The organism is Bacillus cereus group sp. TH152-1LC, from assembly GCF_027710505.1.
Classification (GTDB): domain Bacteria; phylum Bacillota; class Bacilli; order Bacillales; family Bacillaceae_G; genus Bacillus_A; species Bacillus_A mobilis.
Map to the genome: position 1 here is coordinate 1 of NZ_JAQFNK010000004.1, position 15,277 is coordinate 15,277.

Sequence of the window (15,277 nt, forward strand, 5' to 3'; positions counted from 1 at the left end):
GCGCCCCCTACTACTGTGTTAGTAGCTCCATCTATCACACTTACCGTATTAGCACCACTATTTGCTACATAAATTTTATTCGTGCTTGTATTCACTCCGATTGCAACTGGAACACTACCAACTGCTATGGCGGATCCTACTACTGTGTTAGTAGCTCCATCTATCACACTTACCGTATCATCAAAATAATTTGCTACATAAATTTTGTTCGTGCTTGTATTCACTCCGATTCCAATTGGACCAGAACCAACTGGTATGGCGCCCCCTACTACTGTGTTAGTAGCTCCATCTATCACACTTACCGTACCATCACCAATATTTGCTACATAAATTGAAATCATTCTTATTGGTGGCGGTGGTAGTGGCGGTGATGCCGGATTGATAAGAACCGGAAAATAACACTGATTACAAAATTGTATTTGTTTTTTTGTTATCCATACTTTATCCATCCCTTATTATATTTAATTTATTAACCTGCTATCACCATACCATGATCATGATAGCGGTTCCCCTCTTTGTACACATTCTCATCTTCTGGTAGTTTGGGTTCAAAAAGAAATTCAGTACCTTCCATTGTGGAATTGAGTATACAATCCATTTGCGATCCAGATATCATATGAATGAGCTTAGACATTTCTTTATACGATACTCATGCAAAAGAACTAGGAATCACTTCCAGATTCAACATGATGAAAAGCCTCTTTTTATTTATTTATTTATTTATTTATTGTTTACACAAGTAAAATTTGTACTTATTTTAACTTGTATGCGAATCATAACATGTTCATTTCTTTGAGAAATTGGAATAAAATGAAAAAACACTCCATACCTTTATATATGCGTTTCAAAAATATGCTGTGATAGGCTATATTCACAAATACATACAATTTTTCACAATACTATTAACATGACCATCTAAAAAAGTAATTGCCCCCAAGCGAGTTGCTTTTCTTTTTTTATAGCTACTTTTCTAAGAATTCATCCACCGCTTTACCCAGCAAACTAATCATCGCTTCTCTCTTTTGCCTTGGCGTTGTATTATCTTGCATTTCATTAAAAATCGGAAGTACCCTTTCTAATTTCTTTTTATCGATGCGTTCATTTACAATGTCTTGTCCTAGCATTGAAATGAATGTACCAATGGTAACAGCTTGTTCTTGTCTCGTTAGTTTCATTTGTCTCACTTCCTTTAATCAACTATGTATTCAATTATAAATACATTTGGTATGTATTAAATCCACCTCTAACTTTTAACCTGTCCTTCATATGTGTAAAACTAAAATTCACTGGGAATAAATTAAAACCCTATCTATTTCCCCTATGCTAGTTACTCCTTGTATTTCAAAAAGGGGCCTGAGTAGTTACAGATAAAATAAATAAGCCACAACGAAGGGCTTATTTATGGATACATACTTAGTATCTCGCATTCTTCAAAAATTTTTCAACTGCAATTAACAAGAGCATTCTGGATTTGTTCGTTCCGGCGGATTTATATCTTCTTTAATCATCTCCATAGCTTTCAAAGCATTTACTCTACCATAAGGTAATTTCTCATTTGTTTCAGGGTTTTTAAGATCCATAGTTGCAGAATCATATAATATTTTACTTAAATAACTAGCCTTATTTACACCCAACAATCCTGCACGGTTAACCAACTCCAACATGAGCGCTAATATCCCACTCACAATTGGTGTAGCATAAGACGTGCCATCAGCTATACCGTATTTATTTGGTCCTACAATGGTAGTCCAAATAGTCCCTCCAGGTGCCGCTATATTTACCCACTCTGGTTTAAAAACTACTTTTCCCCCATCATATATCTGATTATCTGCCTCTATTGCAGTCACTGCAATAACATTCCGCAATAAAGCTGGGAAAACTTCCTTACCTATATCTTGTCGATTACCAGCTGCCGCCACTACAGGGATTCCTAATTCCTCAACAATCTTGTTTATTAAGAATGTAAGCGGTTCTTTTTCTTTTCCATCCAAATCTACTTTTGCAATACTCATATTTATAATATCTACTATTTTTTTCTTCTTTTTCTCACTTTCATTTATGACAAATGATAAAGCATCTATCCAGCCACTTAGGACTATCAAGCCATCATTACCTACGACTTTAAACGGTATGACCTTTGAACCAGGGGCCACCGCTGCTATACCTTCTCCATTGTTTGTAGTGGCCGCAATGATTCCTGAAACTTTCGTTCCATGACCAAAAATATCCTGTGTATTGTGTGGTTCATCAACAGGAATATTTGTAAAATTATATCCTTTTACAAATGTCGTGTGTAAATCTTGATGTGAGGAGTCTGATCCACTATCAAACACGCCAATTCTTACATCTGCTCCTACGATGCGAAATTCCTTCCATACTTGATCTATCGCTGTATTCTCAATTCCCCATTGGTTTTTATACAATGGATCATTGGGAGGTTGATACGGATTCCCTGGAAAATTATTGGGCCCACATAAATTCAACATCATTTTTTTATACCCTCGTTGGAAAATTGGACGGCTCTCTTCTCGTTCCATTTTCCAATATTTATCTGGTATGCACGTCAATTTCTGTCCGGATACTAATTCAATATGTGTTGCAATTCGCTCTGCATCTAACTCTAGATCAAAACCCGCCCATAGTTCATTTGATTTAGAAAGAGTAATTAAATCCATTTCTAATTCATTTTTCACACCAATATCTTTCACAAATGTTGCACCTATTTTGTTAAAAAAACACTTTTTATCTTCTCTACATAGTTTCTCGCGATATACTAAAATAAACTGCCCTATAATTACATCTACATTCGACATGTTTTATTTTCACCTCTTCTTTTTGATTATAGTGACTTTTACCATCATCATATGCATCCCTTCTTTAAATGCACCCTACCGATTTACCCAAATACCTCTTTTTATCAGTGTTGACACATAAAAAAACAGGCTGTGGAGAAAGTCTTCTCCACAGCCTGAGCATCCATTTGGATGCTCCTTCTCAATTATCATCACTGAATAATAACAGGTGTTCCTTTTACTACATGAGCGTATAACCACTCTACATCTGTATTCTTCATACGAATACATCCACCACTTACCTTCATTCCAATACTCTCTATTTGATTTGTACCATGTATCCCATACGTATTACCCTCCGTTCCATTAATATTCAAGCCCAACCATCTTGTTCCTAATGGATTATTAGCTGCACCGCCTGCGATGTCTCCTTTATAGAAAGGACGATTTTTTTCTTTGTATACTACAGTAAATCTTCCTTCAGAAGTTGGACTATCATCTCTACCAATAGCAATCGGAAACGATTTAAGTAACAATTTTCCTTTTACATAATACAATTTTTGTTTGAAACGCTTGATGAGAATATAATTCCCTTTAATCGTTGATGCCTGCACATGACATACACAGCTGAACACTATGATTAGAGTTAGCGCTAACTTACCTCTGAAATTCAAAGACCGTCACCTCCTACGACATACTTTTCAGCAAAAGGTGTCATTTTATACATGAACAAACTATTTCAGCACATTTGTAATGGCAATTCCCTCTTCTCGACTGTTCGGGCACCCGAATGGATGCTTTATCATCATTTACTATTTGTTTTTCAGTTACGGTATGTGAAGTTTGGTTCTTTTCTCAGCTAACAACCACGACAGGCACTATCGGCAAACTTATCAGGTTTCCCTCATTCCATCTACCTAGGATGTCGTTAGCTCAAAGAAGAGCAAAAGCTCTCCTTAATCACGGTATCACTCAATCAGTACCATCTGCTGGTTTCGGATTTTATGTGCCGTCATTACGAACCGTTTAGAATTTTAGAAACAACATAGTGAGTCGTGGTTTCCGCCACTTCTCATAATACAAGTATAACATGCTTTTATAAAAAACGTCGGCCTTTTTCCTGCCAAAAAGCGGTCAAAATTCTGCCATTTTTTTTATCCTCCTCATTTCAAACGTTTCCACTTCACTTGTCAGTTCCACCTGAACCCCGAGAAACGTCTGATCTAAATTCTTGATTTTCTTGTCAATTAACCAATCAGGATAAGCTAATTGCTCTAATACTGTTCTATAGTAATCTTGGTTTAACCATAATGTGTTCGGCTTTTCTCCTTGCTGCATTCGATATTGAACCAATGCTTGCAATAACTCTTCACACATCATCTATTCCACCTCTCATTCATTCTATATAACTTGTATACGTCATGTGCATATTTTATGCCTTCCAATTACCCATATGTTTAATTGTGTGTAACTGACCCCTTCGCCAAAACCCTTGGTATCATTGATTTCATTTCACTTTCTCTTTTGAGTTACACAGTACGAAATTTATGAGTAACTGTATAGATTTAAAAAGAAAAAAGCAATGATTAGATTTTAAACCTAGTCATTGCTTTATCCATTGCATCTTGGTTTACCCCTATATAACGTAACGTGACCTTCTCTGACGAATGATTAAATATCTCCATGAGTAATGCTATGTTTTTCGTTTGCATGTACATATGATACCCATACGTCTTTCTCAAGGTATGTGTGCCTATTTCATCTAATCCGAACTCTGCTGCCGCTCCACTTAGTATCTTATATGCCATACTACGACCGATTGGACGATTTTTTCCCTGCCTACTTTTTAATAGGTACTCATCATCTTCTCTATTTTCATTAAACCATCGAAGCTCTCTCTTTAGTGCTGCTGTTATTTGTATGCGTTTCTGCTTACCTGTCTTCATTTCTCGCATTGAGATATGACTACCTTTTAAATCTCCAACCTTTAGTTTTAAAATATCACTGATACGTAACCCTGTATTGATTCCCATTACAAATAAAATATAGTTACGTGCATTCTTTTCTTTTAAATATTCTTTGATTTGTTGTATTTGCTCTGGATCACGTATGGGCTGAACAAAATTCATGATTCATTCCCTCCAGTTTCTTCAGTTTCATAAACTTCTAATCTAAGAGCAAAGGCCAATTTATAAAACGCTCTAGCTTTCACACGTCGATACGTACGTTCACTCATACCAATTTCGTTATACACCATATAATCGCACACATCTTCGTCTTCTAAATACCGTTTAACTATAATGTCCCTCTGATTTTTTCCAGCTGTACTGTTTCCGAATCGACTTAATGCTTGTTCAACTCGAAATGCCATTTTCTCTAACCATTCATCACGCTTACTTTGTTGAATATTAGAGATTGCTACATCCTCTAACGGTTTGCCAACTGCATGTGTAGGACCATGCTCTCTCTTTTCATAAGAAGGAGTGACTTTCATTTCCTTACGCATCATTCCAAATTGCTTATATATACGTACACTTTCCAGAATACCCTCTAATTTCTCTTGCGTCGCTGCTCTATCGATTTTTGGTAAGAAAGATAATTGCTTAGTCATTCCAGACCACTCCTTTTATTTTTTATTACTTTTGTCTTAACGCTCCACGTCTACGCTCATAACAAGGTCTATGCATCCCTATTAAATCCTCAATTTCACGAGTGCTAAAATTCTCTTTTGGTTTTTTCTTTTTTGTTTGTTTCGTTTGTTTTTCCCATTCACGTAATTGATCTCTTAATGCTTTCATTTTTTCCACCCCCTCACAAAATAAGAAAGAGGACACCATTTCTTAAAACAGCTTAATTGCTGCTCTAAAAATTGGTGTCCTCTAGTTTTCTAGCCGGACTATATTTATTTCATGATGCTAGGCTGTATCAAAAGATTTCTCCAAGCTTTATCTAGTCTTTCTTGCTCTTCTTTTTGTACAGCCTTTGTACGACGAGCGATTGCTTTTTTTAATTTCTTTTTCTTCATCTTATTCAAACCCTTCACTCCTTCTCTTTAAACACCCTTACTGTCCATTTTCGGGCGTTTTAACTAATTTGATACCATTACATTCAAAAATAATTAAAATGTGAATTGTACCTATTTTATAAATTCTTTTCCCTCACAAAAGGATTATTTTATTAGGTTTTCTATGAATTATTTTCCTCTATCTCTTGGATTTCTTCTCTTATTTGACCGATTAATGAAACTACTGAACCGACCGCTTGGACCCAACTCCCCGTAATCACTATAAGCTGGGCACCCTCCTCATCGCCTTCCGAAATTTCCTCTACTTTATCCCGACTAGCTTTCAATTCATCTATTCCACCTATTGCCTGTAATGAATTACCAGTCGCTTGTAACAAATTCCCGATAATGTTATACGATTCATCTATATTGGAACTATCCTCTATTTCCCCACCTATTGATGTAACACCACCTAATGCTTGTATCCAATTTCCTGCAATCACTAATTTTTTCTGTGTTTCATCTTCAAATTCTATAATGAGTCCTGTTAGAACCGTTACATTACCAATTGATTGGATTTCGTTCCCAATCAATTCAAGGGATATTTCTCCTTGTCCATCAGCTTCCAGACCATTCCCCGTTGCCTGTAATACATTCCCCCATACGTTCAAGTCTTTTCTTAATCCGCTGTTCAATTTTTTTAAAGGTGTACTCCCAATCGCAGCAATAATTGTCCCTACTGCAACAAACCAAGCGCCAACTATCTCCTTAATCGGATCATCCATTCTCAATCTACTCCGTCATTAATTTAGTACTTACAGGATATGAATTGGCACAGCTTCATGTTAATGGCCTACTTCTCTCCCCCTTGAATAAAACTCAATATTTCGTCAATACTGTAGACAACCCATTGAGTTACTTTCTCCTTGTTCCCCCTTGGAGAAACGAGTAGTTAGCTTTTGCTAGCTGCTCTTTATTTGTAAGAAGCATTCAATTAACTGGACTAACATATAATATGCTGAGATCCTTTCTTTATAAAGTAGTCGTTATAAAATGAGACTCGTCACGAGAGCACTTTATTAAGTGCTCTTTTTTGGTTTTAAAATAAAACAAAATGAAATTTTTGTTTCGTTTTCTTTCATGCATATTACTTTGACATGTGTTTATACTATAGATGTAACTTTTTGTTACAAAATATATCTGTATTGATTGAAACCTCTAAAATTGTACAACAGGGCAGTTAGCTATTTCGGCTAGCTTGCTTTGCTGTATAAAATAAATTTTTGATATTATTTCGGTCACACTTTTTACAAACAAACATTTATGTTTTCATTGAAAACTTGTCACCTTTTAACTAGACAAGCATATGCTATTGTATGAGGAAACTCTCCACTCATAAAAATCTACCTTTCTTGTCCAAGAGCACAGTAGATATATGCTCTTTTTTTATAAATACATAAAGATTTTATACAAAATTGCACATATATCAAAAACATACATAGAATAATCATGATCATCTCAGAATTAGTCGTTGAGCACCTTTTACGGTGCTCTTTATTAGTTACTAAATAAAAAATTTATTTAAAATAGATTCACTGTTTATATACAATCACCATATACTTATACAGAATATAACATTTACAATATGGTCTTGGTGCTCTTTTTCATATAAATAACTATTATATTGAGCTCCTTGCACCTTTGGATAAGACGAGCATATGTTGTATTATGCTTTTTCTTTCACTTTCATAGAGTTCCTTTTACAAGAGTACACAATTAATGTGTACTCTTTTTACATTGCTATAAAGTAACGACTTTGTCTAAACCCATTCACTAATCTTTGGCATACAATACTATACTTCTATTATAATGCGAGCTCGTCACTTTCATTATAATTAGATATAAGGAGCGCTCTTTTAATTTTTTAAAACTTGTCACGTGTTGCATACAATAAACATAGAATGCAATGAGCACACAAGACATAGTTTCTATATAATCGTGTACATTTTTTGTACAAGATTTCCTTTTGCTAAAGAAGAATTTCATCATTCTTCTTAACTACTCTGCATACATTAATTATTACAAGGAACTTCACAGGTTTTTCTGGCCTGGTTACCTTGAATTCCTTTTATACCTTAAGGGAAGAATCCGTTTATAAAAGACGGGTTCTTTTATTTTTTCTGTATATAATAACTATTTTATTTGAATTTTTCACACTTTAACTGGACGAGCATAAGTTATTATATGGAGACTCTCCACTCATAGAAATCTACCTTTCTTGTCAAAGAGCATGCTTATATGCGTGCCCTTTTCGCTTGTTATGAAATAAAAATTTTCTTTAAACTTGCACATAAACTGAAAGCATACATAAGATTTAATTGCCGATACTTTTTCATATAGATCTTGATCAAAGAGCGCTTTTCCGTGCGCTCTTTCTTGTTTGAATAAGAATTAAGAATATTTAATTACAGCACTCATATACTCTTATAGGTATAGTTGTTAGCGTCATGGAGTGCTCTGGTCAAGCACTCCTATTTTTTATGCCAAATAAGAATTTTGTTTAATTTCATTTCCATGAACCGTTTTATCCAATTTACATATAGTAATATCATCCAAGTGAATACCCAGGTTGCTCTGGACCAGCTTCCTGGTGTTCCTGTTACAAAAGAATCCGTTTAGCATCAGCGGGTTCTTTTATTTTTCTGTATAAAATCACTCTTTTATTGTGTTTTTAATTTACAGTACTGCTCTCAAAAAACATTCATATATATGTATTGAATACAATTTGAGATCCCTCATATATCAAATATTTTTAAGAACTGACTCACCAACACAATTCAGTTTATCTTTACAAATGCATTAAAAATAAAATAGATACACAAAAAGGAGTTTGATTCTTTGTGAATGATCAACATAATAAAAACTCAAAAATTCACAAACCTTGTCCTTGCTCCTGTCCATCTCCCACAGCTAACAGTTTAAACGTTGTTCAGACTACCCCAACAATCGTTTCTGTAAATTCTGCAATTCCACTAGATACCGTGGTACATTCTAATGGCACGGCAATCTCATTCACACCACCAACAACCGTTTTGCTAGAAGGTGGAAGAACCTATTTGGCAATCTATGAAGTACAAGTAATTATTCAACCCGGAGGCAATTTCGCAGGTATCACTATGTATCTGAATAATAATGCCCTCATTGGCTCAGGCACTTCTTTAGGATACACTGCAGGATATACCTCTGTATCAGCACCCGCCATTTTTACTACACCTTCAGGTATAACAAGTACACTTACTGTTCATGTAGGACCTTATTCTGATTCATTAAATACTTGGGGTTTAACTCTTGCTGTTGTAGCATTAACCTAATAAAACCTTATTCTTTCTATATTAATTTTTCTTTGTAGTCTTGTTGAGGTCTTTTTAACTCGTCTCTTAGAACTTTGATATAACTACATATAAAAATTACTTAAATTGATAGAACTAGTGAATTAGCTAGAACAATTGCTGATTCATCTTTTTTTATATAAAATTCAAATTTTATCGCTTAAACTTAACAGTAGATGTGGTTTGTGTATGAGACACTTTTCCATCTACCCAATGAACAACTTGTTGTCCATATCTGCTTTCTGGCGGTTTAAAAAAAATGATTTTCCCATCTTCCACAATGTAGATGCCATTTGTTTTCATGTCTATTTCACTTTTCATTTATATCTGTTCTCCTTTGCATATGTTTGTCTATTACACGAAATACAAGAGCTCTCTTGATGAAAAAAAACCTTAATCTAGCTCCATAATTTCTTTCAATGTTCGATTGGACACATATACTTGAATGATTTGAATTCTCCCGTACGTTTTTTCCGCTTCTTCTTTTGCTTCAGCCTCTGTATTTACTTCAAACCAATGTAACTTCTGCTTTTCATCTTGGTCAAAAAATTCTACTGCGTAAGTTGGTGTAACCAAATGACTAGAAAGGAGTTGTTCAGACGTGCTGCATGCGGCATAATCCAGGTTTCCTACAACATCTTCAAAGGTTAGCTGTTTCATGCCCCTAACCCCAACGCCCTTTTCCAATCGCACCTTTTCTTGCTAAATCCATAATCAGTAGCGCAACTTCATCTGGATCACGTTGCATTTTTTCGCCAATTGCGAACACACTTTCATTGTTGTTCCATGCTTCTTTCACTTGCACTACTTCATCTTCATCCCACAACATGTCTAGTTCTTCTAAAGCAATGTACAAGTTACGTCGCTCATTCTTCATGTACTTTCGTTGCTGAGCTGAAATTGTATAGTTTTCTAACTGTAAATCCGTCATAAGCCTACACTCCTCTTCTATTGGCATATATTAAGAACTCTCTCCGAAACGCTGTAATCTTTGTTTAGCAATCTCTCTTCGATAGCTTGTTGCTTTATTTTCAATTGTCAAACTCGTTTCCACCATACGATCATAAGATCGCTTCCCCACTTGTTGTAACATTTCTTTCGGCTTTAAATTACTTGTATACAAAGTAGGCATCTCTTTTCGATAACGTCCATCAATGATATTAAAAATCTTTTCTTCCACCCATTCCGTCGCTTTCTCAGCTCCGATATCATCAAGAATAAGTAAATCGCATTCTAATAGTGCTCTCATGATTTGCGCTTCATTCTCCTTGTTTTCACTGTTAAACGTACTACGGATACGTTGAAGCAATTCTGGAACACTTTGAAATACGACGATATATCCTTGCTCTGTTAATGTTTTTGTAATGGCGGCTGCTAAATGTGTTTTCCCATTGCCAGGTTCTCCCCATACCCAAAGTGATTCTCCTTGCCATCCTGGAAAAACTTGCACATATTGTGTCGCTAACTGGCACGCCGTCTCTGAACCATTTCGCTCCAGAAATGCTGAGAATGTACTTTTATCAAAACGATTTCCCACGTTATGAATGCTAAATATCTTTTCAATTTCCCTTTTCTTCGAGAAATTTTGATACTCTCTTATTTTCGCTTCTGCACTCTCTACTACACATTCGCACGTGGGAAATACTTTATTTTTTATTCGTAATGCCGGTACTTCTACTACGATTGCTTTAATAAAAGCGCTACAGTGTTCACAAGTATAACCTTCGTCGCCCTCTTTACAAGCCGATGTATTCAAAATCCTCGTCATCGCTCTTCCTACCGCTTCCATGATTTTTTGCCCCTTTTCTAGCATTCATTTGAATTGTTAGTTGATCAAACTTTTCACGTAGCTTTTTAGGAGATAAGATGTTTCCTTGCCAAAAAAAATCTACTTGGCACCAATCAATCACATCTTTTATCTCTTGTAATTCACGTTGATCCTTTTCACGCATTAATCTAAAATCATTAGACCAAGAATCAAAATTAGGTTCTTTTTGCTTCGGATTATTACTTTTAATTTTATCAAACAAATATTTTGCTGCATTGACGTCGCAAGTTTCAAACTTGTAACAATACTTCTTTTTATTTGTAGTAATCTCTGTAGTATTCTTTGTATTTGTCCCACGTTTCAATGTGGGAGCCTCCTCCGTTTTAATGCGGGAGCCTCTCTCGTTATAATGTGGGAGGGTGTCACTTTCTGATGTGATAGGGGCTTGATATAAAATAGATATTTTTTCAATACCCTCCACGATTGGTTCTACATACATCACGTTGTTATGCCTCATTCCGTTAACTATAATCGTACGAAATTCAATGGCGATTAATTCTCTTTTCACTAAGTATTTGCACGCCTCTAATACTTGTCTTTTGGTAAAACCAAATGAATCAGCTAATTGTTGATAACTTTTTTGAAGTTTATCTGCTTTAAATTTTTGTTTATACTGGATTTCATTCGTTCTTTCATCCTTTATTTCAGTTGGTTTATACCAATAAAAAATCTCGCTAAGTATTGTAATTGCAACCATATAGGGCTTACCATTTTCTAAAGTGAGATACTTAAACCACCCCTGATCTAAGGTGTTACCTTGGAGGTTTATTCTTGCGATTTTCAGCACATTGATATTCATCCCCGCCGCCCTTCTCTAACCAACAATCTTTCTAGATATTTTTACTCTCTAGTTATTTCATATTTCTCGACCTGATAGATTGAATATTCTTTCTTTTTAATCTTTTATTTTTTATTTCTTTCTGTTACGATCATGATTAAATCGTATTCTTTCACGAATTATCCTTTCTCTTGACCTGTGAAAACAGGTCTTTTTTTGCATCTCTTATGCAACATGTGTTATGATGAACAACACATATGTTATTATTAGATCACCAGCCACAACTGGTGGTTTCTCTTTATCATCCTTTTCCCTGAAAAAAAGGATTTTTGTTTCATTGGCTTATACTTTGGATTCATTTTTAAAAATGCACGTGTCTTTTTCGTATGGACAGTAGATTTTTTCATCTCTAATTTCACAACAATCTCCTGTTCGGTAAAACCATAGCCAACATGCATAATAATCGTTTTTTCTTCTTCTTCCCATATACTTGTGACTTCCTGAATTCCTACTGATACCATTACTTCTTTTTCCACATTAATTGGTGATACGGCATAAAATCCATTTTCTACTTCCTCCTCTCGATGCAAATCAATCGAATGAATATTCATTTTATTCCTGTCCTCATAACTCACTCGTCCGCTGATTTTAAAAGGCGTTCCTTTCAAGTGAATTTCATCACTCATTGCCCATTTCATGCCTTTCATCACGCATGCATTGAATGTATCTATTCTCTCTGGATCAGACTTCACACAATGCTCCCATAAATACATATGGCCAACTTGCATTAAATCCTCCAACTCCATATTATTCATTTTTGCAATCTGCCTAGCTCTTGCGATACTTCCAAATTGTTGCTTTATTGCTGCAATTACTACATGTTGTTTTTCTTCAAATCATTCTTGTGCCGTCATTTCCTTTTACCATCCTTTCTTGTTTTTAGTTATCATAGTTTGCTATACTATAAGAGCATTCCGGTTACTTAACTCACTCCTGTTAGGTATACTGTTCTAGACTGATATTGCCGATGAGCAGACCTAATTCTAGGTCTTTTCGTCATTCTGGGAGCCTTTACATAAAGATAATTCAGAATATATCTGATATACTAACTGTGATGAATGTCAATGCAATTCAAGTAGTATAACTTATGTACAGAAGGAGTCCTATTTTATAGGGCTTTTTCACATGTAACTGACTTCCTACAAAGCGTACTAAAATATTTTCTCTCCACCACTGAAGCATCAATCCCTCTACTTCTTAAATGTACTACAATCCCTTTTATATGCGTACGTTCCTCATCATACTTCTCTTTCGTACGATACAGTGCTGCCAATTCCCCTCGAGCTAATCGAGCTTCTTTAATCCAAGTGCAAAACTGATATGGATCGTTCTTTTGTAGCGCTTCAATTTGTTGTTGTTCGCAATGCTGTAAGAATTCCTCTAGTATTTGTTTCTTTTGCAGGTCCTTTGTTAGAACAGATTTGGTCATGATGTTTTCTCCTTTCTACATCTCTTTAAACTTGATTTGCGAATTTACTAAATTAATTTTTTCACTTAATACAATTGGCAATGTATACTCTTTAACAATTTGCGCTGCTATTTCTAAATGACAACGTTTGATAGCTTTATGACTCGTCACACCAAATTCACGATATAACTGGTTATAAATATCCCGATATACTTTCCCTCTCAATCCTGCGTGGTGGTACGCATTCGCCTGTTTACCACCTAATAAAGCAACACCATGACGCTTTACTGCGTTTGAAATTTCATCGCATTCTACTGCAAATAGTGGTGCGTTTTCTCGTAAGTCTTTTACATCTGATTTAATGTGTTGGAGTTCTTGTTTTTGTCCTTCTAATGCTTCAAAGGTCAGTTTTAAAATACTCATGGGGTCTGTTGGAACTTGTTGTTGGTTCTGGATGAGGTTTTTCATACGCTTAAATTCTTGTATAAATTGAATTTTGGTCTGTACAGCCTCTTTCGTGTTATAACCAAAAACAACTAATGTAAATGCTTCCTCTGTTAAATTGTACTTTGGGTAACTTCGCCCTCTATCTGTTTTGTAATTTGACTCCTGAAAATTTAGGAGTGAGAATTCTTCTCCTGCATATTCTATTTGAAGCTTAATATCTGACAAGACATTGTCATGTCGTTTGCCAAACATTTCAGCAATCATTAAACTATCTGTTACTACCTCACCATTCTTTTCGAATACCAGTTCATTATGTAAGGGTTGTTCGTTTGCTGCTGTTAATTCATTCATATAAAAAATCCTCCTCATTTGTAATAATGCTTGTCCACCCTATGCACTTGGAATGACTCGTGTTGAGTTCGTATGACGATGAATCAAGTGTAGTCGTCCATCAACTTTTTTATAGATCAACCAGTTTTCAGAATTTAAGCTGTACGAATTCATATGCATTTTCTCTCGCTTCGTTGGTCGTTTGCCGTTTTTCACCTGTTTCCCCTCCTCTATTGCGCAAACAGCTCGTCCACTGTTGTTTTGAAATATTTTGCTAGTTTTTGAGCCTCTTTTAGGGTGAAATCACTTTTACCGTGTTCTTTAGCAAAATAGGTTCTCGGTGCAATGTGAATCAAATTTGCTGCTTTCTCTTGTGTCATGCGTTGTTCTTTTCTAGCGATGTATAGGTTTTTATGCATGGGTATCGCTCCTTTTGAAAAAAAAATTAAATATTTCAACTCACAAATTAGCTACTTTAAGATAAATTATTTATCATCAAATACCGCAAAATAATCAGGAAAAAGCTCTCTAGCGCTCCTATTAAACACTGTTTGATATCTTGCGATTATATAAGGTCTCGGTATATACCCATCTTCTATCTTCCTTATGTACGCTACTGATATACCTAACTTTTCCGCTAATTGTTTTCTTGTCATTTTGCAATGGAGTCTCTCGTTTTTAACTACATTACTCATTGAATCACCTTCTTATCATTTTAACTCTTTCCGTACCTTCAGTATAAATGATAAGTTTTTGAACATCAATATTTTTTATAAATTTTTGAACATTTTTTCTTAAAAGGGTTTAAATTGATAATTTTTTTAACTATAATGAGGTTAAGACATTTCGGGTATGAAAGGGGATTATTCCAATGACCTTGGGCAACAAATTAAAACAATTAAGAGGAAAGCGCACTCAAGGTGAAATAGCTAACCAATTAAACATTTCTAGACCTACTTACTCTCATCTGGAGACAAATAGAATTGAGCCAAGCATGTCCTTACTTACAGCGATCGCTGATTTATATTGTGTGACTACAGATTATTTATTAGGACGATCACAAGATTCCCGTTTAACGGAAGCTGAAGATAAAAAAACGGCTGAAATGGCTTCACGTTTTGCTGAATTGGTATCCGACCTACCAGAAAATGAACAAGAAAATGCGTGGAAACAAGCTTTGATGTATGTGCAATTTACTAAAACTCAAAAATAAGAGATAATTTTCTACCAAAAAAGCTAAC

General features: G+C 35.1%; 22 protein-coding genes and 1 pseudogene. 2 read left to right on the forward strand and 21 right to left on the reverse strand.

The genetic code is table 11. From position 1 onward, the window contains the following. The 10 genes from PDL00_RS12055 to PDL00_RS12100 form a co-directional block, all read right to left on the reverse strand. A partial coding sequence (locus tag PDL00_RS12055; protein WP_442868330.1) for a YncE family protein occupies nucleotides 1-449 on the reverse strand: 449 nt, incomplete at its 3' end. A 513-nt stretch (nucleotides 450-962) separates the two neighbouring features. Then, the gene (locus tag PDL00_RS12060; protein ID WP_270729215.1) at nucleotides 963-1,175 is read right to left on the reverse strand and encodes a hypothetical protein; all 213 of its coding nucleotides are present in this window, start codon (nucleotides 1,173-1,175) and stop codon (nucleotides 963-965) included. A 276-nt stretch (nucleotides 1,176-1,451) separates the two neighbouring features. Beyond that, a complete protein-coding gene (locus PDL00_RS12065; protein WP_270729217.1) occupies nucleotides 1,452-2,813 on the reverse strand; it encodes a S8 family peptidase in 1,362 nt (453 codons plus the stop codon). 191 nt (nucleotides 2,814-3,004) lie between these two features. Continuing rightward, nucleotides 3,005-3,466 (reverse strand): L,D-transpeptidase, encoded by a 462-nt coding sequence (locus PDL00_RS12070; RefSeq protein ID WP_270729219.1) that lies wholly within the window; start codon nucleotides 3,464-3,466, stop codon nucleotides 3,005-3,007. Between the two features lie 460 nt (nucleotides 3,467-3,926). Beyond that, nucleotides 3,927-4,172: a hypothetical protein gene (locus PDL00_RS12075; protein ID WP_270729221.1), complete on the reverse strand. Its 246-nt coding sequence runs from the start codon at nucleotides 4,170-4,172 to the stop codon at nucleotides 3,927-3,929. Nucleotides 4,173-4,378: 206 nt separating this feature from the next. Next, a complete protein-coding gene (locus PDL00_RS12080) occupies nucleotides 4,379-4,921 on the reverse strand; it encodes a site-specific integrase (protein ID WP_001012128.1) in 543 nt (180 codons plus the stop codon). Continuing rightward, nucleotides 4,918-5,403, reverse strand: a complete 486-nt coding sequence (locus PDL00_RS12085) for an ArpU family phage packaging/lysis transcriptional regulator (protein WP_270729223.1) — start codon at nucleotides 5,401-5,403, stop codon at nucleotides 4,918-4,920. The genes PDL00_RS12080 and PDL00_RS12085 overlap by 4 nt, the downstream gene beginning before the upstream one ends. A gap of 25 nt (nucleotides 5,404-5,428) precedes the next feature. Continuing rightward, entirely contained in the window at nucleotides 5,429-5,590 is a 162-nt protein-coding gene (locus PDL00_RS12090) for a hypothetical protein (RefSeq protein ID WP_270729225.1), read from the reverse strand. Between the two features lie 104 nt (nucleotides 5,591-5,694). Continuing rightward, complete coding sequence (locus tag PDL00_RS12095; protein WP_270729227.1) at nucleotides 5,695-5,826, reverse strand: DUF3983 domain-containing protein; 132 nt, start codon at nucleotides 5,824-5,826, stop codon at nucleotides 5,695-5,697. A gap of 152 nt (nucleotides 5,827-5,978) precedes the next feature. After that, on the reverse strand, nucleotides 5,979-6,581 hold the full coding sequence (locus PDL00_RS12100; RefSeq protein WP_088022680.1) for a DUF6944 family repetitive protein: 603 nt from the start codon (nucleotides 6,579-6,581) through the stop codon (nucleotides 5,979-5,981). A gap of 2,115 nt (nucleotides 6,582-8,696) precedes the next feature. Here PDL00_RS12100 and PDL00_RS12105 point away from each other — a divergent pair. Further along, nucleotides 8,697-9,167, forward strand: coding sequence for a hypothetical protein (locus tag PDL00_RS12105; protein ID WP_098424729.1), 471 nt, complete (start codon nucleotides 8,697-8,699; stop codon nucleotides 9,165-9,167). Between the two features lie 171 nt (nucleotides 9,168-9,338). On the opposite strand, the gene PDL00_RS12110 is transcribed toward PDL00_RS12105, so the two are convergent. The 11 genes and pseudogenes from PDL00_RS12110 to PDL00_RS12155 form a co-directional block, all read right to left on the reverse strand. Next, nucleotides 9,339-9,506, reverse strand: coding sequence for a DUF3954 domain-containing protein (locus tag PDL00_RS12110; RefSeq protein WP_065484910.1), 168 nt, complete (start codon nucleotides 9,504-9,506; stop codon nucleotides 9,339-9,341). A 72-nt stretch (nucleotides 9,507-9,578) separates the two neighbouring features. Then, on the reverse strand, nucleotides 9,579-9,845 hold the full coding sequence (locus PDL00_RS12115; RefSeq protein WP_065484912.1) for a hypothetical protein: 267 nt from the start codon (nucleotides 9,843-9,845) through the stop codon (nucleotides 9,579-9,581). Continuing rightward, nucleotides 9,842-10,143 (reverse strand): annotated as a pseudogene (locus tag PDL00_RS12120) (helix-turn-helix domain-containing protein). The gene PDL00_RS12115 and the pseudogene PDL00_RS12120 overlap by 4 nt, the downstream one beginning before the upstream one ends. Nucleotides 10,144-10,146: 3 nt before the next feature. Continuing rightward, on the reverse strand, nucleotides 10,147-10,974 hold the full coding sequence (locus PDL00_RS12125) for an ATP-binding protein (RefSeq protein WP_270729236.1): 828 nt from the start codon (nucleotides 10,972-10,974) through the stop codon (nucleotides 10,147-10,149). Further along, the gene (locus tag PDL00_RS12130; RefSeq protein ID WP_270729239.1) at nucleotides 10,922-11,812 is read right to left on the reverse strand and encodes a DNA replication protein DnaD; all 891 of its coding nucleotides are present in this window, start codon (nucleotides 11,810-11,812) and stop codon (nucleotides 10,922-10,924) included. Before PDL00_RS12130 ends, PDL00_RS12125 begins: the two co-directional genes overlap by 53 nt. 245 nt (nucleotides 11,813-12,057) lie before the next feature. Then, nucleotides 12,058-12,663 carry a sigma-70 family RNA polymerase sigma factor gene (locus PDL00_RS12135; protein WP_270729680.1) on the reverse strand — a complete coding sequence of 202 codons (606 nt, stop codon included), beginning with the start codon at nucleotides 12,661-12,663 and terminating at the stop codon, nucleotides 12,058-12,060. A 296-nt stretch (nucleotides 12,664-12,959) separates the two neighbouring features. After that, entirely contained in the window at nucleotides 12,960-13,280 is a 321-nt protein-coding gene (locus PDL00_RS12140) for a hypothetical protein (protein WP_270729240.1), read from the reverse strand. Nucleotides 13,281-13,295: 15 nt separating this feature from the next. Continuing rightward, a complete protein-coding gene (locus tag PDL00_RS12145) occupies nucleotides 13,296-14,057 on the reverse strand; it encodes a Rha family transcriptional regulator (RefSeq protein ID WP_270729242.1) in 762 nt (253 codons plus the stop codon). Between the two features lie 39 nt (nucleotides 14,058-14,096). Next, on the reverse strand, nucleotides 14,097-14,252 hold the full coding sequence (locus PDL00_RS34855; protein WP_000788401.1) for a DUF6906 family protein: 156 nt from the start codon (nucleotides 14,250-14,252) through the stop codon (nucleotides 14,097-14,099). A 14-nt stretch (nucleotides 14,253-14,266) separates the two neighbouring features. Further along, nucleotides 14,267-14,455 (reverse strand): helix-turn-helix transcriptional regulator, encoded by a 189-nt coding sequence (locus tag PDL00_RS12150; RefSeq protein ID WP_000549469.1) that lies wholly within the window; start codon nucleotides 14,453-14,455, stop codon nucleotides 14,267-14,269. A gap of 66 nt (nucleotides 14,456-14,521) precedes the next feature. Then, a complete protein-coding gene (locus PDL00_RS12155) occupies nucleotides 14,522-14,731 on the reverse strand; it encodes a helix-turn-helix transcriptional regulator (protein WP_000073374.1) in 210 nt (69 codons plus the stop codon). 176 nt (nucleotides 14,732-14,907) lie between these two features. Between PDL00_RS12155 and PDL00_RS12160 the strand changes: the two genes are divergently transcribed. Continuing rightward, nucleotides 14,908-15,249 carry a helix-turn-helix domain-containing protein gene (locus PDL00_RS12160; protein ID WP_000172213.1) on the forward strand — a complete coding sequence of 114 codons (342 nt, stop codon included), beginning with the start codon at nucleotides 14,908-14,910 and terminating at the stop codon, nucleotides 15,247-15,249. Nucleotides 15,250-15,277: the final 28 nt, after the last annotated feature.